This window comes from Pedobacter roseus (assembly GCF_014395225.1).
Classification (GTDB): domain Bacteria; phylum Bacteroidota; class Bacteroidia; order Sphingobacteriales; family Sphingobacteriaceae; genus Pedobacter; species Pedobacter roseus.
Genome location: NZ_CP060723.1, coordinates 6,048,306 through 6,074,500, shown reverse-complemented (window position 1 = coordinate 6,074,500; position 26,195 = coordinate 6,048,306). Strand labels below are relative to the sequence as shown.

At 38.9% G+C, this 26,195-nt stretch carries 23 protein-coding genes; 7 read left to right on the top strand and 16 right to left on the bottom strand.

Annotation, left to right across the window (positions count from 1 at the left end):
- Positions 1-87: 87 nt before the first annotated feature.
- The 4 genes from murB to H9L23_RS25235 form a co-directional block, all read right to left on the bottom strand.
- Positions 88-1,104 carry a UDP-N-acetylmuramate dehydrogenase gene (gene murB / locus H9L23_RS25250; RefSeq protein WP_187592874.1) on the bottom strand — a complete coding sequence of 339 codons (1,017 nt, stop codon included), beginning with the start codon at positions 1,102-1,104 and terminating at the stop codon, positions 88-90.
- A gap of 93 nt (positions 1,105-1,197) precedes the next feature.
- Positions 1,198-1,650, bottom strand: coding sequence for a hypothetical protein (locus tag H9L23_RS25245; RefSeq protein WP_187592873.1), 453 nt, complete (start codon positions 1,648-1,650; stop codon positions 1,198-1,200).
- Positions 1,651-1,724: 74 nt separating this feature from the next.
- Positions 1,725-2,396, bottom strand: coding sequence for a hypothetical protein (locus H9L23_RS25240; RefSeq protein ID WP_187592872.1), 672 nt, complete (start codon positions 2,394-2,396; stop codon positions 1,725-1,727).
- 51 nt (positions 2,397-2,447) lie between these two features.
- Positions 2,448-2,891: a sterol desaturase family protein gene (locus H9L23_RS25235; protein ID WP_246474784.1), complete on the bottom strand. Its 444-nt coding sequence runs from the start codon at positions 2,889-2,891 to the stop codon at positions 2,448-2,450.
- A 166-nt stretch (positions 2,892-3,057) separates the two neighbouring features.
- Here H9L23_RS25235 and H9L23_RS25230 point away from each other — a divergent pair, with 166 nt between their 5' ends.
- The 4 genes from H9L23_RS25230 (at position 3,058) to H9L23_RS25215 (ending at position 9,426) form a co-directional block, all read left to right on the top strand.
- On the top strand, positions 3,058-3,669 hold the full coding sequence (locus tag H9L23_RS25230) for a TetR/AcrR family transcriptional regulator (RefSeq protein WP_187592871.1): 612 nt from the start codon (positions 3,058-3,060) through the stop codon (positions 3,667-3,669).
- An 84-nt stretch (positions 3,670-3,753) separates the two neighbouring features.
- The gene (locus H9L23_RS25225; RefSeq protein WP_187592870.1) at positions 3,754-5,094 is read left to right on the top strand and encodes a TolC family protein; all 1,341 of its coding nucleotides are present in this window, start codon (positions 3,754-3,756) and stop codon (positions 5,092-5,094) included.
- Between the two features lie 2 nt (positions 5,095-5,096).
- Positions 5,097-6,164 (top strand): efflux RND transporter periplasmic adaptor subunit, encoded by a 1,068-nt coding sequence (locus H9L23_RS25220; protein WP_187592869.1) that lies wholly within the window; start codon positions 5,097-5,099, stop codon positions 6,162-6,164.
- 67 nt (positions 6,165-6,231) lie between these two features.
- Positions 6,232-9,426: an efflux RND transporter permease subunit gene (locus H9L23_RS25215; RefSeq protein WP_187592868.1), complete on the top strand. Its 3,195-nt coding sequence runs from the start codon at positions 6,232-6,234 to the stop codon at positions 9,424-9,426.
- Positions 9,427-9,518: 92 nt separating this feature from the next.
- Here H9L23_RS25215 and H9L23_RS25210 read toward each other — a convergent pair whose 3' ends face one another.
- Positions 9,519-10,952 (bottom strand): AAA family ATPase, encoded by a 1,434-nt coding sequence (locus H9L23_RS25210; RefSeq protein ID WP_187592867.1) that lies wholly within the window; start codon positions 10,950-10,952, stop codon positions 9,519-9,521.
- Positions 10,953-11,371: 419 nt separating this feature from the next.
- On the opposite strand from H9L23_RS25210, the gene H9L23_RS25205 reads away from it, so the two are divergent.
- Positions 11,372-12,058: a hypothetical protein gene (locus H9L23_RS25205; RefSeq protein WP_246474783.1), complete on the top strand. Its 687-nt coding sequence runs from the start codon at positions 11,372-11,374 to the stop codon at positions 12,056-12,058.
- A 427-nt stretch (positions 12,059-12,485) separates the two neighbouring features.
- Here H9L23_RS25205 and H9L23_RS25200 read toward each other — a convergent pair whose 3' ends face one another.
- The 3 genes from H9L23_RS25200 to thiD all read right to left on the bottom strand — a co-directional run bounded on the left by H9L23_RS25200 (position 12,486) and on the right by thiD (position 15,271).
- A complete protein-coding gene (locus H9L23_RS25200) occupies positions 12,486-13,691 on the bottom strand; it encodes an MFS transporter (RefSeq protein WP_246474782.1) in 1,206 nt (401 codons plus the stop codon).
- A 111-nt stretch (positions 13,692-13,802) separates the two neighbouring features.
- Positions 13,803-14,456 carry a TenA family protein gene (locus H9L23_RS25195; protein WP_187592865.1) on the bottom strand — a complete coding sequence of 218 codons (654 nt, stop codon included), beginning with the start codon at positions 14,454-14,456 and terminating at the stop codon, positions 13,803-13,805.
- Positions 14,453-15,271: a bifunctional hydroxymethylpyrimidine kinase/phosphomethylpyrimidine kinase gene (gene thiD, locus H9L23_RS25190; protein ID WP_187592864.1), complete on the bottom strand. Its 819-nt coding sequence runs from the start codon at positions 15,269-15,271 to the stop codon at positions 14,453-14,455. Before thiD ends, H9L23_RS25195 begins: the two co-directional genes overlap by 4 nt.
- Positions 15,272-15,335: 64 nt before the next feature.
- Here thiD and H9L23_RS25185 point away from each other — a divergent pair, with 64 nt between their 5' ends.
- Entirely contained in the window at positions 15,336-15,536 is a 201-nt protein-coding gene (locus tag H9L23_RS25185; RefSeq protein ID WP_187592863.1) for a hypothetical protein, read from the top strand.
- 154 nt (positions 15,537-15,690) lie between these two features.
- On the opposite strand, the gene H9L23_RS25180 is transcribed toward H9L23_RS25185, so the two are convergent.
- The 8 genes from H9L23_RS25180 to H9L23_RS25145 all read right to left on the bottom strand — a co-directional run bounded on the left by H9L23_RS25180 (position 15,691) and on the right by H9L23_RS25145 (position 24,009).
- Complete coding sequence (locus tag H9L23_RS25180; protein ID WP_187592862.1) at positions 15,691-17,223, bottom strand: choice-of-anchor I family protein; 1,533 nt, start codon at positions 17,221-17,223, stop codon at positions 15,691-15,693.
- Between the two features lie 246 nt (positions 17,224-17,469).
- Positions 17,470-18,876 (bottom strand): dihydrolipoyl dehydrogenase, encoded by a 1,407-nt coding sequence (lpdA, locus tag H9L23_RS25175; protein WP_025142048.1) that lies wholly within the window; start codon positions 18,874-18,876, stop codon positions 17,470-17,472.
- Positions 18,877-19,189: 313 nt separating this feature from the next.
- Complete coding sequence (locus H9L23_RS25170) at positions 19,190-19,549, bottom strand: bleomycin resistance protein (protein ID WP_187592861.1); 360 nt, start codon at positions 19,547-19,549, stop codon at positions 19,190-19,192.
- A gap of 62 nt (positions 19,550-19,611) precedes the next feature.
- Positions 19,612-20,163, bottom strand: coding sequence for a Crp/Fnr family transcriptional regulator (locus H9L23_RS25165; protein ID WP_223191016.1), 552 nt, complete (start codon positions 20,161-20,163; stop codon positions 19,612-19,614).
- Between the two features lie 41 nt (positions 20,164-20,204).
- Positions 20,205-20,813: a DUF2306 domain-containing protein gene (locus tag H9L23_RS25160; protein WP_187592860.1), complete on the bottom strand. Its 609-nt coding sequence runs from the start codon at positions 20,811-20,813 to the stop codon at positions 20,205-20,207.
- A 44-nt stretch (positions 20,814-20,857) separates the two neighbouring features.
- Positions 20,858-21,523 (bottom strand): HAD family hydrolase, encoded by a 666-nt coding sequence (locus tag H9L23_RS25155; RefSeq protein WP_187592859.1) that lies wholly within the window; start codon positions 21,521-21,523, stop codon positions 20,858-20,860.
- Between the two features lie 24 nt (positions 21,524-21,547).
- The gene (locus H9L23_RS25150) at positions 21,548-22,708 is read right to left on the bottom strand and encodes an esterase-like activity of phytase family protein (RefSeq protein WP_187592858.1); all 1,161 of its coding nucleotides are present in this window, start codon (positions 22,706-22,708) and stop codon (positions 21,548-21,550) included.
- 452 nt (positions 22,709-23,160) lie between these two features.
- Complete coding sequence (locus H9L23_RS25145) at positions 23,161-24,009, bottom strand: DUF6515 family protein (RefSeq protein WP_187592857.1); 849 nt, start codon at positions 24,007-24,009, stop codon at positions 23,161-23,163.
- Between the two features lie 284 nt (positions 24,010-24,293).
- On the opposite strand from H9L23_RS25145, the gene H9L23_RS25140 reads away from it, so the two are divergent.
- Positions 24,294-26,165 carry a CocE/NonD family hydrolase gene (locus tag H9L23_RS25140; RefSeq protein ID WP_187592856.1) on the top strand — a complete coding sequence of 624 codons (1,872 nt, stop codon included), beginning with the start codon at positions 24,294-24,296 and terminating at the stop codon, positions 26,163-26,165.
- Positions 26,166-26,195 lie beyond the last annotated feature (30 nt).

Genomic DNA, 26,195 nt, shown 5'->3' with positions numbered 1-26,195 from the left:
CTTATTCTACTAAACCTAAACAAACTTAGTACCAAAAATTTCTGGCACGGTGCCAAAAGCGTAAAACTATGCCACAGCAACTTTTCGTCACAGAATATTTACTTCTCGCTCTAAAGTGACTCCAAAAGTAGACTTTACACTGTCTATAATCTGTTCAGAAAAACTAAAAACTTCCGTGCCAGTTGCACCGCCATGGTTAACTAAAACCAAAGCCTGGTTTTTCCATGTACCGGTATGGCCTACAATTTTACCTTTCCATCCACATTGTTCAATGAGCCAGCCTGCTGCCAGTTTAATTTTATCATCAGCTGTAGGATAGTGCACCACATCTGGGTGTTTGGCCACCACATCGGCAAATTCGTATTTTTCGATCACCGGATTTTTAAAAAAACTTCCGGCATTGCCAATGGTTGATGGATCGGGTAATTTACTTACCCGGATATGCGATACCGCAGAAGAAACATCGGCAATGTTAGGGTTTTCTATTCCCCTTGAGTGAAGTTCTGCTTCGATAGCCCCATAAGAAGTATTAATTTTTGCTTCAGAAGATAAACGGAAAGTAACAGAAGTAATAATGTACTGCCCTTTTAATGCTCCTTTAAATATACTTTCGCGGTAACCAAAATGACAATCGGCATAAGTAAACATTTTAACTTCTCTGGTTTTGATTTCAAATGCGGTACAACTTTCAAAAACATCTTTTAACTCTACACCATAAGCACCAATATTCTGTATAGGCGATGCACCCACCGTACCCGGAATAAGACTTAAATTTTCTACACCTGCAAAATGATGCTCCACACAATAATTTACAAAATCATTCCAAACTTCTCCTGCACCAGCAGTAACGAATATATTATCGTTTGTAATTTCAGATTTGATGCCTTTAATACTGATCTTGATGATCAGACCATTGTAGTCTTGAGTGAACAACACATTACTCCCACCGCCTATAATGAACAGTTTTTGCGAGTTTACCAGGTCATGCTGAAAAAGTTCCTTTAAATCATCCTCAGAAAATATTTCGGCAAAGTAAGTGGCCTTAACATCGATGCCAAATGAATTGTATGGTTTTAACGAAATATTTTCCTGAATTTGAAGCATGTTGATTTTGTATTATGCTGCAAAAGTAAGAAATAAATAGATAGTGTAATTTTAAAGATGCAGCGTTTGCTGCTCAATTAATTTAAGGGGAAATTATTCTACAATTTTTGTAATTTCTTTATCAAAATTGAAGTTTTTAACTGCGGGTTGTGGCCCTTCTATGTTAACGCCGGTAAGTGTCCAGCCGGTAAATGTGGGTTTGGTTTTGGCCAGCTCCAGTAAATGGTACCTCTCTTTAGTTAACCGGGCACTGATTAAGCCTACGCTATCGGATTCTGCCTGACTTAAATGTTCGATCTCACTCTCTAATTGAGCCAAAGTTGCATCAAGCTCATTTCCTTTTTTAATACTATCAGCATAAGCCGCAGGTGAAATATTATAGAGGCTATCGAGCTTTGCACTGTCGAAATTGAGTTTTTGATCGCTGTCTTTATACCTGGATTCTACCAGGGCAATGGCACGGTCCTGATCTGTTTTTGGCGTCCTACGGCACGATATAATAACAACAAATAATAAAAGAAAATAGCAGTAATAGATTTTTTTCATGACAAAAGTTTCATATACGAGCACAAGCACCTTGCCAAGAATAACTACTGATTAACTCGTCATCATCTCAATCGCTATTTTTTTCCCTCATCGATTTTTTTCTTAACTGCTTTTCCTTCTTTACTGTTTTTTAAACGACTTGAGAGTGCCCCGTATAATTGCATTGGTGAACTGAAATCAAACTCCTTTATAAAACCAGGGATATTGGCAAAAAGTATAAAGTTATCCAATTCGGAAAGTGCTACAGGTGAATCAGCATTTTTTTTAATAAAGCTTAAAAACTTTTTATCTCTAAGGGCCTGCGTGGCATCTTTTGATTGCTGAAGATAAATTCCGCCACCTATTATTTTTGCCGACTGCAGATTATAAGGATTTTCGATATCCAGTTTGACATCTTCAAGATAAATCGACTTCAGATTTGCACTCCCCCCCACAAACCACACCTTTTGTTTAATTTTTAATTTCACGTCATTCAGGGTAATGTCTCCACGTTCGTCAAGAAAAATGAAACCTTTTCTTAAGAGCCCTCCTTCTAAGTTGCATGTTGCCGGAATTTTAAACTGATTAACTTCCATTGGCATGACCAAAAACAGATCGGGTTTTCCTATAACTGGCGTTTCACTTACCAGATAAGCAAATTTTGCGTTTTTGGGCTTTTGAACCAGCCCTTCAACCGTAAATTTGATGGTTTGTGCCTGTAATGAGCCTACAAAAAGCATTACGAAGCAAAAGATAAGTTTTCTCATAGTTTATATTTACAATATAAATATAAAACTAATTAGTTAGTTTAAAATACATTAATCATTTTTTATTAAGTTTTTCTTTACAAATAGTAACCCAAAAGCCTTCCCTTTTTCCTTCCCCCTGTTTTTATGGTGAATTTTATGCGCTTTCCGCACCGCCTGCAAATAAGTATTATTGCTTTTAAAGGTTTTAAACCTGCGGTGTACAAACCAATCGTGCACCACAAAATAAACCATACCATATAGGGAAATGCCCAAACCAATAAAAAACCGGTAACCCAAACCATTGCGATCGATGTACATTAAATACAAAGAGAGCGCAGCAAAGAGCAGTGCAAACAGATCATTCCACTCGAAAAATGATTTTGCTTTTTGGTGATGGCTTTTATGCAGAAACCATAGCGGACCATGGAATAAATACTTGTGTATAAACCACGACAAACACTCCATCACAACGATGGTAAATAATACAGTTAAAACGTTAAAGAATAATGACAAGATTTCTAAATGATTGGTTTGTAAAGATATATAAACAGCCGAAGAACCAAAAATGAGTCATAGAATTGTAAGCTTAACGCAATTTCAACAAACCTTTCATGACAAATCATTTTTTAGCACTATTTTTGACTAAAATATTAAAAAAGTCAGAAAGTAGAAAAGTAAAATGATTGTAGCCGATAAAAAGAGAGAGCAGATTATTGATGGTGCGATAAAACGCTTTATCCATTTTGGTATTGGTAAAACCACGATGAACGATATTGCAGAAGATCTATCCGTTTCCAAACCATCGCTTTATTATTATTTCCCGGATAAAAAACATTTGATTATAGGTGTAATTGAAAGGGTATTTCACGATTTCTTTGAATTGATCAAAAAGAAATACAATCCTGATCAGCCTTTAGAAGAGATCCTTTTTAACACAATAGACGTTAGAAATACCTTTTTCCAAAAATATTACATGTTAAGGATCACCGAAGGTATTCCTGATTTATTAAACGATGATGTGATAAAAGGTAAACTTCATGCACTTAAAAGCTCTGAAAAAGAATTCTTTGCAGAAATTTTTAGTCGTGCAAAAGAAAAAAAAGAAATAGAACATGAGGATACTTTCCATGTAGCCGAACTTTATTTAGAAAGCTTGATGGGTCTTTGTACCATGTGCATTATGGAAACTGGCAAGGACCTTTTCCCGGATAAAAAAGCATTTAACAAAATGACACTGAAGCAAAAAAACCTCACAACCATATTTGTGAGGGGTTTAAGGTGCGCAGAATAATACCGCGGCGAAAGGCATCAAATTACCTTTAAATGCCTCGGATAAATTAAATAGATAAAACCCAAAAACAAAAAACAATACATTATGCTTAGAGTAAAAATGGTAAAGTTAATGCTCATACTGCTTATCGGCTCGGTTTTACCACAGCTGGTAGTTGCACAGCAGCAGGTTACCTTAAAAGATGCGCTAACCTATGCGCTCCAAAACAATACTAAAGTCCGGAATGCGAAACTGGACATTGAAGGCGGAAGATATAAGGTAGAGGAAGTAAGGGCGCAGGCCTTACCTCAGCTTACAGGAAACGTGGGCTTAACTTACAACCCGATTATCGGTCAATTGGTTGCCAATTTCGGTGGACAAACACAGGCGATTAAATTAGGCCAGAACTGGAATTCAACTGCAGGTGTTCAACTTTCGCAACAGTTGTTTAATCAACAGGTTTTTACTGGTTTACAGGCTGCAAGATCGAGCGAGGAATATTATAACCTTACTTCGCAATTAACGGAAGAGCAGATTATTGAACTGGTTGCCAACAATTACTATCAGGTTTTGGTAAACAGACAACAGCTCAACGTAATCGACACTAACATTAAAAATGTGAAGATTGTAGAGAAAATTGTTTCGAACCAGTTTAAAAATGGTTTGGCAAGAAAAATCGACGTTGACCGTATCAATGTTAATTTAACTAACCTCACTACACAACGAGAGCAAACCATCAATGCGATTACACAATTAGAAAACCAATTGAAGTTTTCGATGGGGATGCCGGTTTCTACACCAATTAACCTGCCTGCTACCGAATTAACAGAGGTAACTACTTTGCCTGTATTTACAGATTCTATCGACCTGGCCAACAGAACAGAGGTTAAGCTTTTGAACAATCAGGATAAACTTTTATCGCTGCAAAGAAAAGCTTACGTTGCTGAATACTATCCATCACTGGCTTTAACGGGTAATTATACGTATTCAAGCCAAAGTGATAGCTTCGATTTCTTAAAATCAAATGCTGCTGCAATTGGGTATGGCGCATCAGCAGTTGGCCTAACTTTAAAAGTGCCAATTTTTAATGGATTTTTAACACGTTCAAAAATCCGTCAGGCAGATGTAAACATCAAAAAAGCGCAGGAAAGCAGGAAAGAATCTGTAAACTCTTTAAACCTGGCTTACGAGAATGCTAAAATACAGTTACGCAATAACCTTAACACCATTAAATCGCAACGTAAAAATGCTGATTTAGCTCAGGAAATTTACAAAAGCACACAGAACAACTATAACAATGGCTTAGCTTCTTTAACCGATCTTCTGGATACAGAAAATGCACTTACATCGGCACAGAACAGCTATACGCAGGCTTTATTGAATTACAAAATAGCCGAAATACAATTAATAAAATCAAACGGAAATATTAAATCGCTAGTACAATAGAAATGAAAAGAGTAATTACCATAATTATCGTAGTTGTTGTTGCCCTTGGTGCAATAGCTTATGTTTTAAGCAACAATAAAAAGAAGAATGAAGAGAAAACTGCTTTCATTGCTAAAGGTGGTGGTGCTGTTGCCGTTCGTGTTGCTGAAGTAGAGAGAAAAGCTGTGAATTTAGATTTTGCGGCTAACGGAAACTTTGTTCCAAAGCAGGAACTAAATTTCTTATCAGAAAATGCAGGTCGTGTTACTGCCATCAATGTTGATGAAGGTGACCGCGTGAGCAAAGGTCAGGTTTTGGCACGTGTTGATGCAGAAATTATCAATACCGACAGAGAAACTGCTGAAGCTACTTACCAGAATGCGGTAAGAGACGAGGCCAGGTACCAAAGCTCATTCCAAACTGGCGGTGTTACGCAACAACAGTTAGATCAGGCTAAACTGGCTACCAAAAATGCAAAATTGCGTTTACAGGCTTCACAAAGAAAATTGAGTGATGCCAACATTAAATCGCCAATTAACGGTATTGTAAACAAAAGATACATTGAGGTTGGTGCATTTGTAACTGCTCAGGGTACCCAGTTATTTGAATTGGTTGACGTTTCTAAACTAAAACTGAAAGTTAACGTAAACGAATCGCAGGTTGCCAACCTTAAAATCGGAGATCAGATCGAAATTAAATCTTCGGTTTTTCCAACTGATAATTTCTCAGGAAAGGTAACTTTCATCGCTGCCAAAGCTGATGGAACTTTAAACTTCCCAATCGAAATTGAAGTAGACAACAGCCACAAAAACACCTTAAAAGCAGGTATGTACGGAACGGCCATATTCAAGTTTCCTAAACAGGTACCAAGCATCATTATTCCACGTACTTCTTTTGTGGGTAGTGTAAGTAGTAACCAGGTTTTTGTGTTGGATAAAGCTAACAATACTTCTAAAATCCGCAATGTTGTGGCCGGTCGTATTTTGGGCGATAATGTTGAAATTCTTGATGGATTAAAAGAAGGTGAAACAGTAATCACCAGTGGACAGATTAACTTAACTGAAGGTACTCCGGTGAGTATCGTAAAATAAGTTAAAGGAAATTTAGTCGGCTTTTAAAAACGCGATGCGCCAATCGCAAAACGCAATACTAATTAAAATGAAGATAACAGATATATCTATAAAAAGGCCTTCGCTGGTGATTGTGGTGTTTACCGCACTTACTTTGCTTGGGCTACTAAGTTACTTTTCGTTGGGTTATGAATTACTTCCAAAATTCTCTAACAACGTAGTATCTATTTCGACCATCTACCCTGGTGCTTCACCAAACGAGGTTGAAAATACCGTAACCAAAAAGATTGAGGATGCGGTATCATCGATGGAAAACATCAAAAAGATCAACTCTGTATCGTTTGAGAGTTTATCAACCGTTACCATCACTCTAACTGATGCAGCTAACATCGATATCTCCTTAAATGATGCACAAAGAAAGGTAAATGCCATTCTTTCAGACTTGCCGGAGGATGTTAAAACACCATCGTTAAGTAAATTCTCACTGGACGATTTACCGGTAATCACCATGTCTGCATCGGCAAATATGGATGATATTACCTTTTATGACCTGATCGACAAACGTATTGCCCCGGTAATTTCGAGGGTAAGCGGTATTGCACAGGTTAACCTGGTAGGTGGTTCGGAACGTGAGATACAGGTTTCATTAAATGCTGATAAACTACAAGGTTATAACCTTTCGGTTCCTCAGGTTCAGCAATTGATCCTCTCTTCTAACCTTGATTTCCCTACAGGAAGTGTTAAAACTCAAAACCAGGATGTATTGATCCGTTTATCGGGTAAATACAGAAGTATGGAAGAGTTGAGAAACCTGGTTTTAACCACTACAAAAGATGGAGCACAGATTCGCTTAGGTGATGTAGCCGATGTTCAGGATTCGCAAAAAGAAACCGAGAAACTGGCTCGTATCGATCGTAAAGCATCTATCGCTATTCAGATCATTAAACAAAGTGATGCAAACGCTGTAGAGGTAAGTAAAGGTGTACACGCCATCATCGCTAAACTTAAAAATGAATATGCAGCGAATAAGCTTGATATCAGAATTGTTAACGATAGTTCAATTTTTACCTTAGAATCTGCTGATGCGGTAATCCACGATTTAATCCTGGCGGTTATTTTGGTGGCCTTCGTAATGCTTTTCTTCTTACACAGTTTACGTAATGCGTTAATTGTTATGGTATCAATTCCGGTTTCTTTAATTGCTACGTTTATCGGGATCAGCTTGTTCGGTTTTACTTTAAACTTAATGTCGCTGTTGGGTCTATCACTCGTGGTAGGTATCCTGGTGGATGATGCGATTGTGGTACTGGAGAATATCCAGCGGCACATGGAGATGGGTAAAAACAAAGTAAGGGCAGCATCTGATGCGACAAGAGAAATCGGTTTTACGGTTGTATCCATTACTTTCGTAATTGTGGTGGTGTTCTTCCCTATTGCGGTAAGTACCGGTTTGGTTTCAAACATCCTTCGTCAGTTCTGTATTGTGGTAATTATTGCAACACTACTTTCATTAGTGGCGTCGTTTACCATTGTACCGCTTATCTTCTCACGTTTTGGTAAGTTAGAACACATCGAAGGCAAAAATATATTTGGCCGTTTTATCCTTTGGTTCGAAAAACAGTTAAAGAAATTTACCCTTTGGATCACCAGCATTTTAACATGGTCTTTAAACCATAAAGCACTTACATTGGTTGCTGTTGTGGTGATGTTCTTAAGTTCATGCGGATTATTGGTGGGTGGTTTTATAGGTTCTGAGTTCTTCCCTAAATCAGATAAAGGTGAGTTCTTAGTACAGTTGGAGTTACCTAAAGATGCTTCACTAGAACAAACCAACTTCTTAACACAAAAAGCAGAAGCTTATTTAGATAAACAACCAGAAATTACCCAGTTAATTACTACTGTTGGTCAATCAACAGGTGATTTCGGTGGTACGCAGGCAACAGCCTACAAATCGGAGATCAACGTAAAACTTGTTGAGCGTGATGAGCGTAAGGGTGTTTCTTCAGATATTTTCGCCACTAAAATGAGCCGTGCACTGGCAAAAGAATTGGTTGGTGCAAAAGTAAAAACGGTTCCAATCAGTATCCTGGGTATTGCAGAAAATGCACCGATCCAGTTGGTGGTAATGGGATCTGATTTAGATAGTGCGTTGAAATATGCTGAAGGTGCTCAAAAAGTACTTGCTTCTATTCCTGGTGCTACGGAGATTAAATTATCGGTAGAGAAAGGTACACCTGAGATTAATGTTCAGGTAGATCGAGATAAGATGTCGGCAGTTGGCTTAACGCTACAAACTGTAGGTTCTACCATGCAGACCGCTTTTGCCGGTAATACGGACGGTAAATATAGAAAAGGCGAATACGAGTATGATATCAATATCCAGTATCAAAACTTTAACCGCCAGAACATTGACGACGTACGTAACCTCATTTTTGTAAACGCTGATGGCAAACAGATTAAATTATCACAGTTTGCTACCATTACAGAAGGTTCAGGACCAAGTCAGTTAGAGCGTTTAAATAAGTCTACGTCGGTATCGGTTAAGGCACAGTCAATCGGTAGACCAACAGGAACCGTGGTTGCTGAGTTCCAGGCAAAACTGGAAGAGATGCAAAAAAATGGTAAGCTAAAAGCACCAGTTGGCGTAAGTTACAGCTGGGCGGGTGATCAGGAGAACCAGAGCGAAGGTTTTGGTACTTTGGGTATTGCCTTACTGGCCTCTATCATTTTGGTGTACTTAATCATGGTTGCCCTTTACGATAGTTTTATTTATCCACTGGTGGTGATGTTCTCTCTTCCGTTAGCGGTAATCGGGGCATTATTAGCACTGGCTTTAACCAACAACTCAATCGGTATCTTCACCATTTTAGGTTTAATTATGTTAATGGGTCTGGTAGCGAAAAACGCGATTATCCTGGTCGATTTTACCAACCATTTAAAGGCTGAAGGTAAAGAGACCAAAGAAGCGCTTGTATTGGCCAACCATGCACGTTTGAGACCAATTTTAATGACAACCATCGCCATGGTGTTCGGTATGCTTCCAATTGCATTGGCAAGTGGTGCCGGTGCTGAGTGGAAAAATGGTTTGGCATGGGTTATCGTAGGTGGTTTAACCAGTTCGCTATTCTTAACCTTAATTGTGGTACCGGTGGTATATTTAATATTCGACAGAATGTTAGAGCGCTTTGGGTTCAACAAAAAAGGAAAAACCATTGATGAACTGATGGAAGAACCATACGATCATAAAGATGTAAATGAATACGATTTAGATCACGGACATTAATCAACATCCATATTAACAATCAATAGCCCCGACCCAAAATCGGGGCTTTTTTGTGGAGTTTAAGCAGCACATTTAACTCTTGATATATTATACTAAGGCAAAAACAAATCATTCATGGTAACTTCATTCTGCACCAGGCCAATAGAATACATATTATTTTTAACACCATAGGTTGTAACCATGGCTAGAAATAATGCTTTTTTGGTTTTGCTTTGCCGACGGAATATCTCAAGTTTGTATTGTAACTCTGCAGCGTAAGCTTTATCTATTGCGAACTCAGTATTTGAAAATTTCATTTCACATACGCTGATCACATTATCTTGTCTGTCTAACAACAGATCGACTTGTGCACCATTTCCATCTTTTGGAGCATGTCGCCAGGCTGATGTTTCAGTAAATACTCCGGAAATACCCAGTGCCTGCTTAATCTTGTCGGTATGTTTCATGCAAATCCCTTCAAAGGCATAGCCACTCCAGCTCCTCCAGGAAGACGTTGATGATTTTTTTAGCCATGTGCCTGCACCGGTGGCACGGGAATGTTCGATAAATTTAAGATAGAAAAGGCTGTATTCGTCGCTGAGTTTGTAAATGCTCTGATTAGCATTCTTTTGAAAAGGCAGGTGCGGAGTAATGAAACCAGACTCCACAAGTTCCTCGAGTAAAAGACTGGTAGTCCCCCCACTCTGCAGGTTACATACCGCAATGATTTCGTTTCTTGTTAATCCTGATGGTTTTTCTGCAAGTGCTTTAACTACCGAAATGTGCCTGTCTGCGTTTTCGAACAGCGAGCGGTAAAGGTTTGCGAATTCTGTTGAAAGGAGGCCATCCTTAGTGAAGCAAAGCCTGTCGATGGCCTGAGTAGCACTTTCCCCTTTTTTGATTTCTTTCAAATAATGTGGCACCCCGCCCATTGCCATAAAAATGGTCAGTATCTGGTAACGGTCAATATGGATATTATTGCTTTTTAGGTACTGTTCTGTCTCATGCAAAGTGAAAGGTAACAGGCGTATTTTTCGTGTCAACCGATTGTGCAGGCCTCCTTTATTGTTTACAACTTTTTTAATCATCCAGGTGGCAGCAGATCCACATATCGCAACAATCAGATTCGGCTGTTGTGAGGCCCATTGGTTCCAAAAATATTCAAATGCAGAAAGAAAGCCTGATTTATGTGAACTTAGCCAAGGGAACTCGTCAAAGAAAATTACAGCTTTTCTTTTCTTAAGTATAGGGGCTGCAAATTCTCTGAGTTGCCAAAAAGCTTCTGCCCAGTTCTTGGGAGCTGCAGGAGTTAATGGTGAACCTAATGCATCTGCAATGGCCTTGCTAAAATTAAGTAGTTGTTCGGCAGCATTAGCATCATGAACTCCCGAAAGCTCAAAAATGAGCTGTTTCCGGAAGACTGAGCGGATCAGGAAAGTTTTTCCGACCCTTCTCCTGCCAAATACCGCCAATAGCTCTGATGAGGACGAGGCAAGCGCCTCTGATAATATTTTTTTCTCCGCTATTCTTCCAATAAGTAATTCCATTTTTTTTTAATGTTAAGGATGAAAAACAATTTTATCCGCAGCCAAAACACGCATCAAATATATAGTTTTGGCTGTTGATAAAAAAATATCTGCAGCCAAAACAGGCGTAAAATATATAGTTTTGGCTGCAAATAATAAATTTTATTTCAATAAGCTATTTTCTGAAATAGTCGGACCTGATTATTTTTTTTTTACGGGAAAGCCGAAAAGTACATTTAAATTACTTGTTCTCAACCATGCGCGGATAATTCTACAATGCTGTATCCAAACAAATTATGTGCTCACATTGTATATTAGGGATTATGTTCAAAATCATTCTTAGCCTGTTCCTAATTTGTTCTACACTCCTTGTAAAAGCTCAACACCCTCCTGTTTTTGCAGCGATGACTACCGATTCGAGCTTTATTAAACTTTGCAATTTGGATATCACCTTAGTAAAATACAGCTACAAACCTAACGGCGTAAAGTTTTTGGTGGTACATGATAATGAAGATACCGGCGTAAAAGCTGGTTTTGATTATATCCGTTGGTACGGTGGCGAATTGATCGACAGTCAGTATGGAGCCGTTCGGGATTACTATTTCAGTTATATGGACGATCAGTATCGTATTGACCCCAATGCGATTTACACCGAAGTGGGGGTAAATACCAGGTTAAAGAAAGATCGGTTCAGCTCTAACGAAGTTGAAAAAGCCATATTGAACGCAGGCAAACAAATTGTTGATTTTTACGACCCGAAAGCTACAGGGTATTTTTTAACCTTACATAATAATGCTGATGGTGGTTTTGGTATTTCATCTTATTTGCCGGGGTACGATCTGGCCAGCACTGCGGATTCTGTTTACATTAACTTCCAGATGGATGGCGATGACCTGATTTATGTAACCGAACCAAGATTATTCAGCAGTTTAAAAAAAGCAAATGTTAACGTCATCCTGCAATCTAAATTCGCAACCAATGATGGTTCACTGTCGGTTTATGCCATGCAAAATAATATTCCCTATATTAATGTAGAGGTACAGCACGGGCATCAGGAAGAAAATTTCAGGTTGATCGAACTTGCAGTTGCTACGCTGAAAGAACATGGAATAATCAGGAAAGAATAGATAAGACATTGAAGAAAATTTAAGCTTATTATTTTATCGGTTGGTGTTTTAAACACCAAAATAAATTAAGACATATTTAGCATCTGAAGATTTGGAAATGAGCATATAGTGGCTCATGGAGGTTTGTAGCCCCGCTTTGCGCTTTATCCCGATAAAACCTGTGAAACAAGCAAGCATACCAAAAAATAAAAAACAACAATGCTTAAATCGGGATGCCCGCTACAATCGGGTTTAGAGACAGGGGTTCTGCACCCTGCAACCCCGAAAATGAAACACTGTTTTGGCCACCTAGCCCCGGTTGAAGCGGTACCCTGAAGCAACGAGGTACGAGGAAGCAAAGCGTACAAGCGTAAAACGGGAAAAAATTTATTTTTTTGTACTGACCTTGCGCTTCAAATAATTGATATGTTCTTTAAGGAATGAAATCTTAGTTTATAGCTTTTATTTTTGTGACCAAAAAAGTAATCAGCAGGCCAAAAACGGAAATAATCCCGAAAGAATAACGTAAACTCGATAATTGCGAAACATAACCAATTAAAGGCGGACCAAACAGGAAAGCAAAATACCCGATACTCGAAACCATGGTAATGGCCTTACCAGCAGGCACTTTTTTGTTATTACCAGCTATACTGTACACCATGGGCACGATACTGGAAACACCCAGACCGATAAGCATAAAACCAAAAATAGCGACAATAATATTGGGAAATATTACGGCCAGGGCCATACCAATTGATATAATGGCACCGCTAATTTGCAACAGGTTTTTACGTCCGAATTTACTGATCAGATAAACGCCTAAAAACCTTCCGCTGGCCATCATAAACATAAACGAAGCGTAACCGATAATAGCTCTATTATGGGGCAATTTCACTACATCTTCAAAGTAAATGGCACTCCAATCGAACATTGTACCTTCGGTGGCCATACTGCAAAAAGCGATAACCCCTAATAACACTAAGATACCTTGTGGCATGGTAAAGAATTTTGTTTTCTCTACAGGTACATCAGGTTTGTTATAGTTCAATAATTTTTTTGAGCTAAACACCACATTGGTTAAAGATATTAAGGCAATAATCCAAAAATGGGTATACATCCCTAATTTTAAATTCACCAAACCAAGTGCAATTAGCGCTCCGGTTAAGTTCCCAATGCTCCAGGCACCGTGGAAAGAACTCATAATCGGCTTGCCATAATAATTTTCGCCTGCAACACCCTGCGTATTTAAGGCAATGTTGCAAAGGTTACCGGTAATGCCAAATAACACCAAAAAAGCGGCCAACTGCCAACCGGTACTTGCCAGGGCCAAAAAAGTTAAGGCAATTGCATATAGTGGCGCAGTTGCCCTGAGCATTTTTTTACTACCGAAATGTGTGGTGAGTTTTGCAGAAAAAAACATGGTAATGATCTGTCCTGCTGGCAATGCAAATAGAATAGAGCCTAATTCTGCATCATTTAAACCCATCGAAGCTTTAAAAGTGGGTATTCTACTGGCCCAACTTGCAAAACAGACCCCTTGCATAAAATAAAAGGCTGATATGGCTAAACGGACTTGTTTTGGAGAGCTTTGTGCAAATACAGGTGTATTTTCTTGGTTAACTAAAATTTCCTTGCCTTGCGTACTTTCTTCCAAAATTGATGTTTTAAATAATAGATTAAGCTGCAAAGTTCCTTAAATCTATTGGAAATACCGACTATTTTTTGATTTTATATCAAAATAATTGCAGAGAATAGGGTTAAAATGTTAGATTTTCCATTTTTCCAGTTCGTAAGCACTATCCCAAAACATCCATTCGAGCCTGGTTGCCATTTCGAATGCGCTTAGCATTTTCTGCTGGGTTGCAGCGTTGGCCCCTTCTGCCAATTGATCGGTAATGGTAATAGCTTTTTCTACTGCAGCAGCAAATTCTAGCCCGGCATACATATCGATCCATCTTTTATAGGGATTTTGATCACCATTTTGTTGTGCGAAAATATGATCGCCTACTGCTTTATAAATCCAGAAACAAGGAAGAACGGCTGCAGCAGCCACTTCTACACTGGCATAAGCTGCCTCACTGAGGATATAATTGGTATATAAAAGTGTAGCAGGTGAAGGCTCTACTTTATTTGGTAAACCAAATTCTACAAAATAACTTTCGTGTAAACTCCGCTCGGCAAAAATTGCCCCTGTAGAAAACCCGGCGAAAGCCATAACCAGTTCTGCATCTTGCATACGCCCACTAATGGTACTTAATGTCCGCCCAAACTCTAAAAGGTAATAGGCATCCTGCGCCAAATAGAAGATAAATTTTTCTTTGGGCAGGGTGCCATTGCTCAGCTCGGTATTAAATGGCATGGTTAAAATTTTGTTATAGATGGGTTTAACGCTTTCCCAGGCCTGTTCGCTCCACTTCATTGTACAATTAATTTTAGGGGGTAAAAAAAATGATTTAAAGGTCCGTTGCCTTGCCCTGTTTTTACTTCGCTACCAGCTTTTAACGCATTGCTGATGTATTTTTTTGCGATTTCAATTGCAGATAACAAATTGTTGCCTTTCGCCATTTCGGCAGCTATTGCTGATGATAAAGTACAGCCTGTTCCATGCAGGTTTTTAGAAGAAATAAAGGCACTTTCTAAAACCACCGGAGTTTCAGAACCAGAAATGAGCACATCGTAAATAATCGGCCCAGCCAAATGACCTCCTTTAACCAAAACTGCTTTTGCACCTTTTTCCACAATTTTCTTCCCTGCCGCAATCATATCATCGAGGTTATGGATTTCTTGCCCCGAAAGAATTATGGCCTCATCTATATTTGGTGTAACCAACCTAACGATGGGGAACAATTTTTCCACCAATTGGTTAACGGTATCGGGTTCGATTAAGCGGTGACCGCTGGTAGCAACCATTACCGGATCTAAAATAACAGGAACGGATTGATTGTAAGCTTTTAGCTCTTTTTCAATTACCTGTACCACTTCGGCACGGTTGATCATTCCGATTTTAATGGCTACTGGCAATATATCTTCGAGTACGGCCTGCAGCTGATCTTTAATCATTTCTGCAGGAATACCATGTACCGACCTCACTCCCATTGTATTTTGGGCAGTTACCGCGGTAATGACAGAAGTACCAAAGCAGCCCAGAGCAGAAAAGGTTTTTAAATCGGCCTGGATACCAGCCCCACCCCCACTATCGGAACCAGCTATGGTTAATACATTAATATAATTCATAAAAAAGACTACGTTTTGTGATATAACTTCAGGAGTCTTCAAATGCAGAATGCATGATATGCAAATGTGCAGACAAACTAATTTTCCTACGCCGGCATTATCCGGATCAGGTTCATTTGAGGTTGATGGCAGGAGGGTTTTAAGGCTAAAGGGCATTACCCTTACTTTTTTACCTTCTCCGTTTAACCTCAAAATGGGTATATTCTCAGCCAACGATTTGAAGGCACCCCTAAAGTTTTATTTTGTAGCGCAATATAGGGCTTAAACTTTGATTACACGATTGTAGGGAATAGAAAAATTAAAGAGTTGTCAACTTATTAGCATACCTGCTATTAAAGTTGACAACTCTGAAATCAAAAAAAAATCCCGATATAAATACCGGGATTAAAACATAATAATAATTAATGTAGGGATAGCGACTATATTTTATCGGGTTGATAGAACCGAACAGTGCCATCAGCTTCATTTGAAACGATTAATAAACTTCTTCCGTTAGGACTGTCTTTTGGTTTTACAAAGAGTAAACCTTCAGGTGCATCACCTGTAGAGAACAATTGCACAAATTTAGGAGAACCAGGTGTGGTCACATCGTAAACAGCAATCATATCTACGCGCTCCATACCGATAAAAGCCAGTGTTTGTCCGTTAACCTGCGCAACGGTAACACCTTCTACTTCTACACCTTTATTGTCTGAACGATCGTCATCGTATTTGCCTGCATCAATTACCCTTTGCTCTAAATCTTTACCAATATTGGCAACCAAAGCACCTGTATTGGCGTTAATAATGCTCAGACTTCTTCCACCTGTTGCATATAATTCATCATAATCACCATCGCCATCAGTATCGCCAAAAGCTTTACTTATAGTTAATCTGCCCAGGTTTTCATCTAATTTTAGTGATGCAGCATTAGGGAATTTAACAGGATCGAGTGTTAAACTTTTCACGCGTACTTCTTCGTCATAACCTTTCCATGCCCTGGTATCGCCCTCATTGGCTAAAGCCAAATAAGCATTGCCACCTGTGGTGAAGTATGAAATGGCATCCGGCAGATAAAAAGCCTTAATTGGCCAAGTGCCCAAAACTTTTTTACTGTCTTTGTCGCTTACATCGAATGCATTTTCGGCCTGGCTGATATCTCTAGTGCCCAATGGATTGATTTTAGTAATGCTTCCTGCAACAATATCAACCTCCGCAACACCATTATTTTCCTGTAAGGTTACATAAGCTTTTTTAGAATCTGAACTTACCGCAATATATTCAGGCTCGATATCCTGCGTAAAACTGGCATTTAAACCATAAATCCTGAAACCACCTGCGATCAAAGTGGCTTTCTGCGATTCGAAAGCAGAAAAATCCAATGTTTTTACCGAGTAGTTATCCTTGATGTTGATAATTGAAACGGTTCCCTTTGGGTCAACGGTATAAGCGTCATTCGGTTCGCCTTCATTAGCTGATAAAATGTAATTTCCATCCGGACTAAAAGTAACCATATCAGGCATGGCACCTACGGTGATTTTTTTAACTTCTTCCAACGTTGAAGTTTTGAGTACCACAACATCACCATTTCCCTGCGGATTTGCACCATTTAAAGCTATTGCCAATAAACCGTTATTAACCGCCACACTATTGATACCAGCGTTAACTGCAAAAGTTAAGGTTTGCAATTTTGTAATAGTTGGGTATTTACTCATGTCTACAATATCAACCTTCGTCCCTCCATCATTGCTCACTACAAACAATCTTTTGGTTAAAGGATCGTAAGCAGAAATTTCTGAAGCAAATTCTCCACCTAAATCAATAAATGCCGTTTCTTTAAAACTATCGATTTTTTCAGGAACAACAGCTTCAACAGGGGGATCTACAATAGGATCATCAGTTGAATCTTTTTTGCAGGCAGCAAATGCCAACGACGCAATAAGGATTGCACCAAATAGTTTTTTACAGTTCATGGTTTGTTTAATATCTGAAGCGCAAAAATATAAGGGCAAAACGCTATTTTTCAGTCTGTAAACATTATCATTTGGTTAAGGAATTGTGAAGAAAGACCAAAGCTGGAAGACTAAAGTAGAATCCGCCGTCCTCTCGATTCGATAGCTATCAGTCCGACATGAAGAAAGTGGCTAAAACAAAAAAATCCCGATATAAATACCGGGATTTTTTTTCGTTTTGCTGAACTTGTTTCAGCAACTATTTTATTAAATATGAATCGCCCTGTTATCAGTTGCAGCAAGAGCTGCTTCTTTTAACGCTTCGGTATACGTTGGGTGAGCGTGGCAGGTACGTGCAATATCTTCAGCAGATGCACGGAATTCCATTGCAATAACGGCTTCAGCTATCATATCAGCAGCACGTGGACCAATCATGTGTACGCCTAAAACTTCATCAGTAGCAGCATCAGCCAAAACTTTAATGAAACCATCTGTATCCATACTCGCTTTCGCACGTCCGCTGGCTTTGAACGGGAACGAACCTGCTTTATATTTTACGCCTTTTTCCTTCAATTGCTCTTCGGTTAAACCTACAGAAGCAACTTCTGGCCAGGTATAAACCACACCAGGGATTAAGTTATAATTGATATGTGGTTTTTGGCCGGCTATGGTTTCGGCAACGTAAGTACCTTCATCTTCTGCTTTGTGCGCCAACATGGCTCCTGTGATAACATCACCAATGGCATAAACACCTTTAACCGAAGTTTCTAAATGCTCGTTAACCGGAATTTTTTTACCTCTTTCTTCTACGGTGATTCCGATTTTATCTAAACCTAAACCTTCGCTATATGCGGTACGGCCAACAGCTACGATACAGTAATCAGCTTCTAAAGAAATGGTTTCGCCTTTTGGTGTTTCAGCAGTAACGGTTACGGTTTTACCTTTCGTGGTAGCGCCGGTAACTTTATGGCCCATGTAAAACTCCATGCCTAACGTTTTCTTTAAAACACGTTGAAGTTCTTTACCCAAACCAGCATCCATGGTGCCGATGATAGATGGTAAAAATTCTACAACAGAAACTTTTGTACCTAAACGGGCATAAACCGAACCTAATTCCAGGCCGATTACACCACCACCGATAACCACCATCGTTTTTGGTACTTCTTTAATATTTAAAGCTTCGGTTGAGGTAATGATGCGTTTTTTATCGATTGGTAAAAATGGTAAAGCTGTTGGTTTAGAACCTGTAGCAATGATTACGTTTTTAGCAGACAAAGTTTCGGTAGAACCATCAGCTTTGGTTACCAGGATAGTATTTTTATCTACAAAAGAACCCACACCTTCGAAAGAATCGATTTTGTTTTTCTTGAACAAATAAGTGATACCAGCTGTATTTTGAGCAACAACATCGTCTTTACGGGCGATCATTTGTTTCATATCAACTTTTAAATCTTTTAAGTTGATACCGTGAGTGGTAAATGTATGGGCAGCGTTGTGGAAATGCTCTGAAGAATCTAACAAAGCCTTAGATGGAATACAGCCCACATTTAGGCAAGTACCTCCAAAAGTTTTATATTTTTCTACTACTGCAGTTTTTAAACCTAACTGAGCACAACGGATTGCGCCTACATAACCGCCCGGCCCTGAACCGATAACAACGACATCGTATTGCATAATTTCTTGATAATTTTAATTAGCCAAATGTAGGGAAAAAAGGCGGAAAGCTGAAAGCGAATGGCTAATTGAAATGGTTCGGTATTTCATAATCAATGGCTGAAGATCAATAAAATGGCTTATTAAAGCCCAAAAGTCCATTGGTTTGATGAGCGTACAAAACATTTTACTTTCAGCGTATAAATTAGTCTGGAGTCTTCAGTTGGAAGCCCGGAGTTGATGGTAAGCGTTTGGAGCCGGGCGCCTGGCGTTAATTAACCGAATATAAAATCAGCTATCTACAAATGAACCTATTAACCAATGAACAACTGAACTAATATACCTCTTGCCCGAAAGTAAGCAAATTACTATCCGGATCAAGCATGGCAAATTCTTTCTGTCCCCAGGGTTTGGTTTGCAAACTTCCATTAGGGTGGATGCTTTGTTTTGTATCCAACATCGATTGGTACAGCCCGTCTATATCATTGGTACGAATGTAAACCTGTCCGTAGTTTTCTTTGGGATCGAGTGCTTCGACTAAAAAAAAGTGAATCTGTACCTGGTCTTTTTGTACCATCAGATATTCCTTAAAATCGGCGCTCCCGATGTCCTTAAAACCCAACTGATTGACATAAAAATTTCTGGTAACTGCTTTATTCCGCATGGGCAGTTTTGGATTGATTTCTGTAAGCATATTTTTTTATTTCAAAAGTGAGGATTTTTTTCAAAAGCAGCACTTGATCGAAATCAGGAAATTCAATAGTTTGCCCTAACCCTGCTTAGCGTTTCGGGCGCTATTTTAAGATAGGAAGCAATCATTTTAACCGGAAAAACCTGTACAATGAATGGTTTGGCTTTTTTAATATAATCATATTTTTGGGCAGGACTTAATGCATTGTCGAAAAGATAGGTCCGGTGATTAGTTTGGTCAAAAATCTTACTGAGATGTAAAAAAGATTGCGACCTGGCAATGAGCTCATGCAGCTGGTACAAACTCAATTCGATAACCTCCGCATCCTCAAATGCCTTAATTGTTGTGTCCGATGGTTTTTGATCTATCAAACTTGGGTGATTGTACATCCATTCTTCGGGCAGGTGCAGATCGATGATTGTTTCAACTATACCATCAGATTGAAACTGAAAGAAAGATCCCGATAAGATGAAATAAACAGATTGACAAACCTCACCTTGACGCAATAACAAATCATTTTTCTTAAATATTTTTCGGCAGGTTTTTTCTTCAAAAAGAAGCAGATCATGGGCTGAAAATGATCCGACACTGGCTAAAATTTCCTGAGCTGACATCATACAAAATTCAATTATTTCAGCGTATGGGCCATCAAAACAACTTATTGATTAGCGATTTTTCTGGTGATTAAATAGGCAACAATCAAATTTGGAATCCAGCATAACCAGGCAACAACCAGGTAGGCTTTTGAAAAATCGCCGTAAACTATAGTCAAAATTGGTAGCCAAATTCTTAATGTTACCGCAGCAAAACAAGCCGCATAACTATAAACCATCATTTTTTGATGTTTTTCAATTTCGGCATTTTTAATATATATATAAGCTTTTAGGGTAGTGTAAAACCAAATGAGGCCTAAACAAATAAATCCAGCGGAAGAAACCCATCCACCTGTTGCAAAAAAGCCAATATAAATACCCGCTAATGCGCTAAGCAGTACCGCAACGACATAAAATTTACCGAGTTTTCGGTGTAATGCCATACGCCTGTTTCTCATTTTCGGACTAAATTGTGTCCAACCGATAAATAAAGCGATACCACCAAAAATGATATGCGTATAAAAACCAATGTTCCAGAAAGTATTGCTTAACAACTCAACTGATTTTGAATTTAACAATCCAAATTTTCTATCGATCAAAAAGTAAATCATTGGATAAAGTCCGATCAGCAATGCGAAAGTTGCAAATAAAATCCATAATCCTTTTTTCACCATGATAAGTTTGATTGCTTTCCACTAATCTAGTTAATTTTCAAGAACTAAATCAATTCCTTTTGCAGCATAAACTCTTTGGCATTGGCAAAACTGAGGAACAGCTCATCAGCGATTTTTAGTTTTTGATGTGCACGCACATTATTCTGTATAGCGTAACAAGTAATGCCAGCAGCAAGGGCCGATTTAACACCATTTATGGTATCTTCAAAAACAATGCATTCCTCTTTCGCTACACCTAAGCGTTCCACGCAGAGGTTGTAACTTTCGGGATCGGGTTTTGATTTGCTTACATCAGTTCTCGTAATAAACAAACTGAAATACCTGGCCAAACCATTTCGCTCAAATACAGCTTCAACATCAATTTTCGGACTGGCTGTAACCACCGCAAGTATAAGTCCTTTTTCATAAACAAACTGCACAAATTCTAAGGCGTAAGGCATTAACTCAATATCAGTTGTTCTAAAACCATCAAAGGTTATTTTTTCTCTTCTATCAATAAAGCTGTCTAAATCTTCATTAATTTTATAGCGATCTATAATGGTTTTTGCATTTTTCGGCAGCGGAATCCCCGCATAATTGCTTAGCCAATCTTTAAATTCGATGTTCACATTATAGGGGCATAAAAATGTATTCCAACAATCGAAATGAAATTTCTCCGAATCAATTAATGTACCGTCTAAATCGAAAAGCAGGGCTTTTATCTTACTCATTATATATTTTTAACTGAAATTAGCTTATGGGATTATCTCGAAAAGAAAAAACTGCTGCACCTGCGATTTTCCAAAATTATTATCTACACAAAATATCAAAGAGTGGTGTCCGTTTGCAAGTTTTGGACCAAAAGTTACCCCTTCAAAATTATCGATATGCCTGTTTAAAGTATCGAAATCGAAAAGTAGTTTTTTGGTTAAAGGCTTCGGCGGATTTTTGAGGAACGATGCATTATCAATCTCATTTTCGGCACCATTTAGATCAACCTGGTAAAGTTTTAAAAAAGTATGGTCATCATGCCCTTTTGCCCAGGCCCTTTCCATAACCAAAAGTGTGTGATTGTTAAGTGCCAATATTTCTGAAATACCATTTACATTCCAGTCGTTTTCTACACTGGGTTTAACAGGTAAAGCACCAAGGTTATAGGCATATTGTGCCACATTCTTTTTAGTCGCCACGTCGAACTTTAAAATCCGCGTTAAAGCCTTATCATAGCCAAAAGAAGATTGCGGGCCATCCTGATACAAGGGCTCTTCTAAACTGGCATATAATGTTTTATAATGATCGGCATAGGTTAAACCTTCAAACAATGCATTTTTACGTGGACCGCTCTCCGTTTTAGTAAAATGAAAACCTTTCGGCAGCGGAATGGTATCTAAAAATTTTCCTGCTGTTGAAATAAAAGTTAAACTGGGTTGAACGATTGTGGTATCCCCATTTTTGAACAATCTTTCACCTTCGCTGCTCCAGATTAATTGTTTGGTAACCGGATTATAACGGACCGATTCACCATCGGGTTTTACACTTTTATCCGTGCCATATTTGGGGTATTGTTTTCCGTTTTCCTGTAGGAGATACTTGACTCCTGTGATCCGGACGGTATCGATTTTATCTGCTTTAAGATCAATCTGTGCAGTGTAAATCCTTGCAGGACTTAACTGCGAAGGATCATCACTAATGAGGTAATATTGATTTTGTGCTGCATCGTAATCAATCCCTGATAAACCGCCTACAACCGTATTTTGAAAATTTAAGTTTAAGGACATCACGTATTCATCCAGAAATTTAACCGACGAAATACTGGTTTCTATTTGCTTAACCGCAGCATATTTTGTTACCGAGCAGGAGGAGAGTACAATAGCAAAAAGAGCATAAACAAAGAAGAATTGGCGTATGGGTTTCAAATCGAAATGTTTAGGTTGCAAAAATATGTTTTTTTGATGGTAATGATTCATAGTTTTGCCACGGAGGCTCAGATTAGCACGGAGTAATCTATTTCTGGATAAGGAATTGACTACAAAAATATCTCCTTGCCCATCCGTGTATCCGTGGCTAAAAAAAAGTCGGATGGCAACATCCAACTGCACATTTATAGTTTTTGCCACCGAAGCTCATATTAGCACGGAATAGCAGTATAGTCCTGGATAACGTAATGGCTACAAAAAATATCTCTGTGCCCATCCGTGTATCCGTGGCTAAAAAAAGTCGGATGGCAACATCCGACTGCACATTTATATCTTATAACCTTAATCATCTTAACTCCTTAATGATAAAAACAAAATCACCATTAAGAAATAAAAAAATGCTGATCACATTTTAACAATGACCAGCATTTAATTTATAATATTAAATAGCTCTAAAACAACTTACCAATTACGCGGTAAGTAATGTTCGTTCCATCTACTATTTCTTCATAGTACACATCATCAGGCGAAACAAAATATTTTTCATTTTTAATCGTCACCTCTCTGCATCCTTCTGGCAACTGGTTAATAATATCACCTATATTATGCGTGTCAACCGGACCATCAGTCGTATTTAAAACTCCATCTTTTCCAGCAACAACATATACCGTTTTACCATCGGCATTCTCTTTTTGGGTGTAATAAACACCTTTATATTCGTAATAATCAACCCCGTTAATGGTCACCTGATTTGCATCTGATGGTAAGTTCGGAACTTCAGCACCTACTGGCGGGGTTACCACTTCGTATTGCTCATTGTTTTGTTGATAGAACAATCCACCAGAATAATAAAACTGGTTCGGACCATAATAAAATGGATAGTAGCCATAAGGTAATACACCTATCCTGAAACCTAAAAACGGCCTGTAAAAATTATAGTAGCTGTAGTATGGTCTGTAATAAGGCCTTCCGAAACCAGGTCTGTAACCATAACTAGGTCTGCCATAACCCGGTTTGCCATATCCCGGACGGTAACCTGGCCTGTTATAACCATAACCTGGTCTTCCTGAACGGATACCTGAAGAAAAATTACCCCTGCCTGGCGAACGCATAGATGGCTGACGGGAAATGGAACCGCCACCTCTTGAAGAGCCAATTGAGCCCGATCTGCCTCCGCCGAAAGAACCACCACCTCCTCCGCTCCTGCTTGGTCTTTGTGCAGAAACGCTTTCAATACTCAAGGTTGCTATCATCGCTGCTGCAGCGAAAACAACCAATCCTTTATTTAATAACCTATTCATTTTTTTGTGTTTAATTCGATTATCTATATGACGGTTAAAATTCTTAAAAGATTATCCCTTAACAAGATTTAACTAAATTTTGATAAAGTAATGACGAAGAAAGGGTTATAACTAGCACTTTTTTGCACCCCAGGCTTCTGACCTCAGTCTTCCGACTTTCGGACTACTCCATTATCCATCAAACATCTTCCATTATACATGTTTAACAAACCTTTTACGGGCTATTTTTTCTAATCAATCTCTAATCACCTATATTTAAATTTTATTCCTAAAAACTAAAATAAATGAATCTTCAAAGAATTTTCGGTCTTCTGTTTTGTCTGTTTATTTCAAATGAATTACTTGCGCAGCAAACAGATTCGGCTTACGTGAGAGAAAATTACACCAAAATAGAACGCCAGATCCCCATGCGTGATGGGGTTAAGTTATTCACTTCCATTTACATACCCAAAAATCAATCCAAAAAATACCCTTTTTTAATAAACCGTACCCCTTACACCGTGGCCCCTTATGGCGAAGATAAATACAAACTGAGTCTGGGTAATTTCCCGGCAATGATGCGCGAAGGATTTATTTTTGTTTACCAGGATGTACGTGGCCGCTGGATGAGCGAGGGCACCTTTGCCGATATCCGTCCTCAGGTAGTTGGCAAAAAAGGCAAAACAGCCATCGACGAAAGCACTGACACTTACGACACCATTGACTGGCTGGTTAAAAATGTAAAAGGCAATAACGGGAACGCCGGCATTTATGGCATTTCGTACCCGGGTTTTTATTCTACCACTTCATTGCCTAATGCGCACCCCGCTTTAAAAGCTGTATCGCCACAGGCACCAGTTACCGATTGGTATTTAGGTGACGATTTTCACCACCGTGGCACTTTATTTTTAATGGACGCATTCAGTTTTATGGGCAGTTTTGGCGTTCCGCGTCCTAAACCCATTACACCTGATAAAGGCCCCAAAGGTTTTCAGTTCCCTATTCAGGATAATTACCGTTTCTATTTAGAAGCAGGCTCAGTTAAAAACTTAAAAGACCGTTATTTTGCAGACAGCATTAAATTCTGGAACGATTTATTTAAACATCCAAATTTAGACACCTTCTGGAAATCGCGTTTAATTACCCCGCATTTAACCAATGTAAAACCAGCGGTAATGGTGGTAGGAGGTTTTTTTGATGCAGAAGATGCTTATGGTACTTTTGCTACCTATAAAGCCATTGAGAAAAAAAACCCTGGCGCTAATAATATCCTCGTGGCTGGTCCATGGTTTCATGGTGGCTGGGTACGCAGTGATGGTTCTTTTCTGGGCGACATCAACTTTGGCAAAACCACCAGTATCGATTATCAGCAAGAGTACGAACTGCCTTTCTTTAAACATTATTTAAAAGGCGATGGCGATTTTAATGCATCAGAAGCCAATATTTTTGTTACCGGCAGTAACGAATGGAAAAAATTTAATACCTGGCCGCCACAAGATGTAGAAACCAAAAACCTGTATTTACAACCCAACGGAAAGCTGGCTTTCGAAAAAGTGGGCAGAACCGATAGCTGGGACGAATATGTTAGCGATCCCAACAATCCCGTTCCTTATCAGGATGTTATCCAGGCCAAACGTACCCGCGAATATATGATCGACGATCAGCGTTTTGCCGCCCGCCGTCCGGATGTTAAAACTTATCAGACTGATGCTTTAACAGAAGATATTACCCTAACCGGACCAGTGCTAGCCAACCTTGTGGTTTCTACCACCGGAACAGATGCCGATTACGTGGTAAAACTGATCGATGTTTATCCCGAAGATGCACCAAACCCGATACCGAATCCAAAAAACTTAATCATGGGCGGTTATGAGATGCTGGTACGTGGAGAAATCATGCGTGGCAAATACCGCAACAGTTTCGAAAAACCCGAGGCTTTTGTTCCCGGAGCCATTACCAAAGTAAATTATCCTTTGCCAGATGTTGCGCATACCTTTAAAAAAGGACATAAGATTATGATTCAGATTCAAAATTCATGGTTCCCATTAGCCGATCGTAATCCGCAGAAATTTATGGATATTTATCAGGCAGAACCGCAGGATTTTCAAAAAGCAACACACAAGATCTATCACGATGTGCACAACAGCTCGTTCATTACCGTTTCGGTGTTAAAATAAAATGTTCAGCGTCGTTATGCGGTTCGTCAT

Bases quoted from the DNA above. Each gene is read 5' to 3' on its own strand.
- H9L23_RS25240 (WP_187592872.1), bottom strand. From the start codon at position 2,396: ATGAGAAAACTTATCTTTTGCTTCGTAATGCTTTTTGTAGGCTCATTA.
- H9L23_RS25245 (WP_187592873.1), bottom strand. From the start codon at position 1,650: ATGAAAAAAATCTATTACTGCTATTTTCTTTTATTATTTGTTGTTATT.
- H9L23_RS25225 (WP_187592870.1), top strand. From the start codon at position 3,754: ATGCTTAGAGTAAAAATGGTAAAGTTAATGCTCATACTGCTTATCGGC.
- H9L23_RS25220 (WP_187592869.1), top strand. From the start codon at position 5,097: ATGAAAAGAGTAATTACCATAATTATCGTAGTTGTTGTTGCCCTTGGT.
- H9L23_RS25140 (WP_187592856.1), top strand. From the start codon at position 24,294: ATGAATCTTCAAAGAATTTTCGGTCTTCTGTTTTGTCTGTTTATTTCA.
- H9L23_RS25195 (WP_187592865.1), bottom strand. From the start codon at position 14,456: ATGAAGTGGAGCGAACAGGCCTGGGAAAGCGTTAAACCCATCTATAAC.
- H9L23_RS25215 (WP_187592868.1), top strand. From the start codon at position 6,232: ATGAAGATAACAGATATATCTATAAAAAGGCCTTCGCTGGTGATTGTG.
- H9L23_RS25180 (WP_187592862.1), bottom strand. From the start codon at position 17,223: ATGAACTGTAAAAAACTATTTGGTGCAATCCTTATTGCGTCGTTGGCA.
- murB (WP_187592874.1), bottom strand. From the start codon at position 1,104: ATGCTTCAAATTCAGGAAAATATTTCGTTAAAACCATACAATTCATTT.
- H9L23_RS25160 (WP_187592860.1), bottom strand. From the start codon at position 20,813: ATGGTGAAAAAAGGATTATGGATTTTATTTGCAACTTTCGCATTGCTG.
- H9L23_RS25185 (WP_187592863.1), top strand. From the start codon at position 15,336: ATGTGCAGACAAACTAATTTTCCTACGCCGGCATTATCCGGATCAGGT.
- H9L23_RS25210 (WP_187592867.1), bottom strand. From the start codon at position 10,952: ATGGAATTACTTATTGGAAGAATAGCGGAGAAAAAAATATTATCAGAG.
- H9L23_RS25170 (WP_187592861.1), bottom strand. From the start codon at position 19,549: ATGCTTACAGAAATCAATCCAAAACTGCCCATGCGGAATAAAGCAGTT.
- H9L23_RS25230 (WP_187592871.1), top strand. From the start codon at position 3,058: ATGATTGTAGCCGATAAAAAGAGAGAGCAGATTATTGATGGTGCGATA.
- H9L23_RS25165 (WP_223191016.1), bottom strand. From the start codon at position 20,163: ATGATGTCAGCTCAGGAAATTTTAGCCAGTGTCGGATCATTTTCAGCC.
- H9L23_RS25145 (WP_187592857.1), bottom strand. From the start codon at position 24,009: ATGAATAGGTTATTAAATAAAGGATTGGTTGTTTTCGCTGCAGCAGCG.
- H9L23_RS25155 (WP_187592859.1), bottom strand. From the start codon at position 21,523: ATGAGTAAGATAAAAGCCCTGCTTTTCGATTTAGACGGTACATTAATT.
- thiD (WP_187592864.1), bottom strand. From the start codon at position 15,271: ATGAATTATATTAATGTATTAACCATAGCTGGTTCCGATAGTGGGGGT.
- lpdA (WP_025142048.1), bottom strand. From the start codon at position 18,876: ATGCAATACGATGTCGTTGTTATCGGTTCAGGGCCGGGCGGTTATGTA.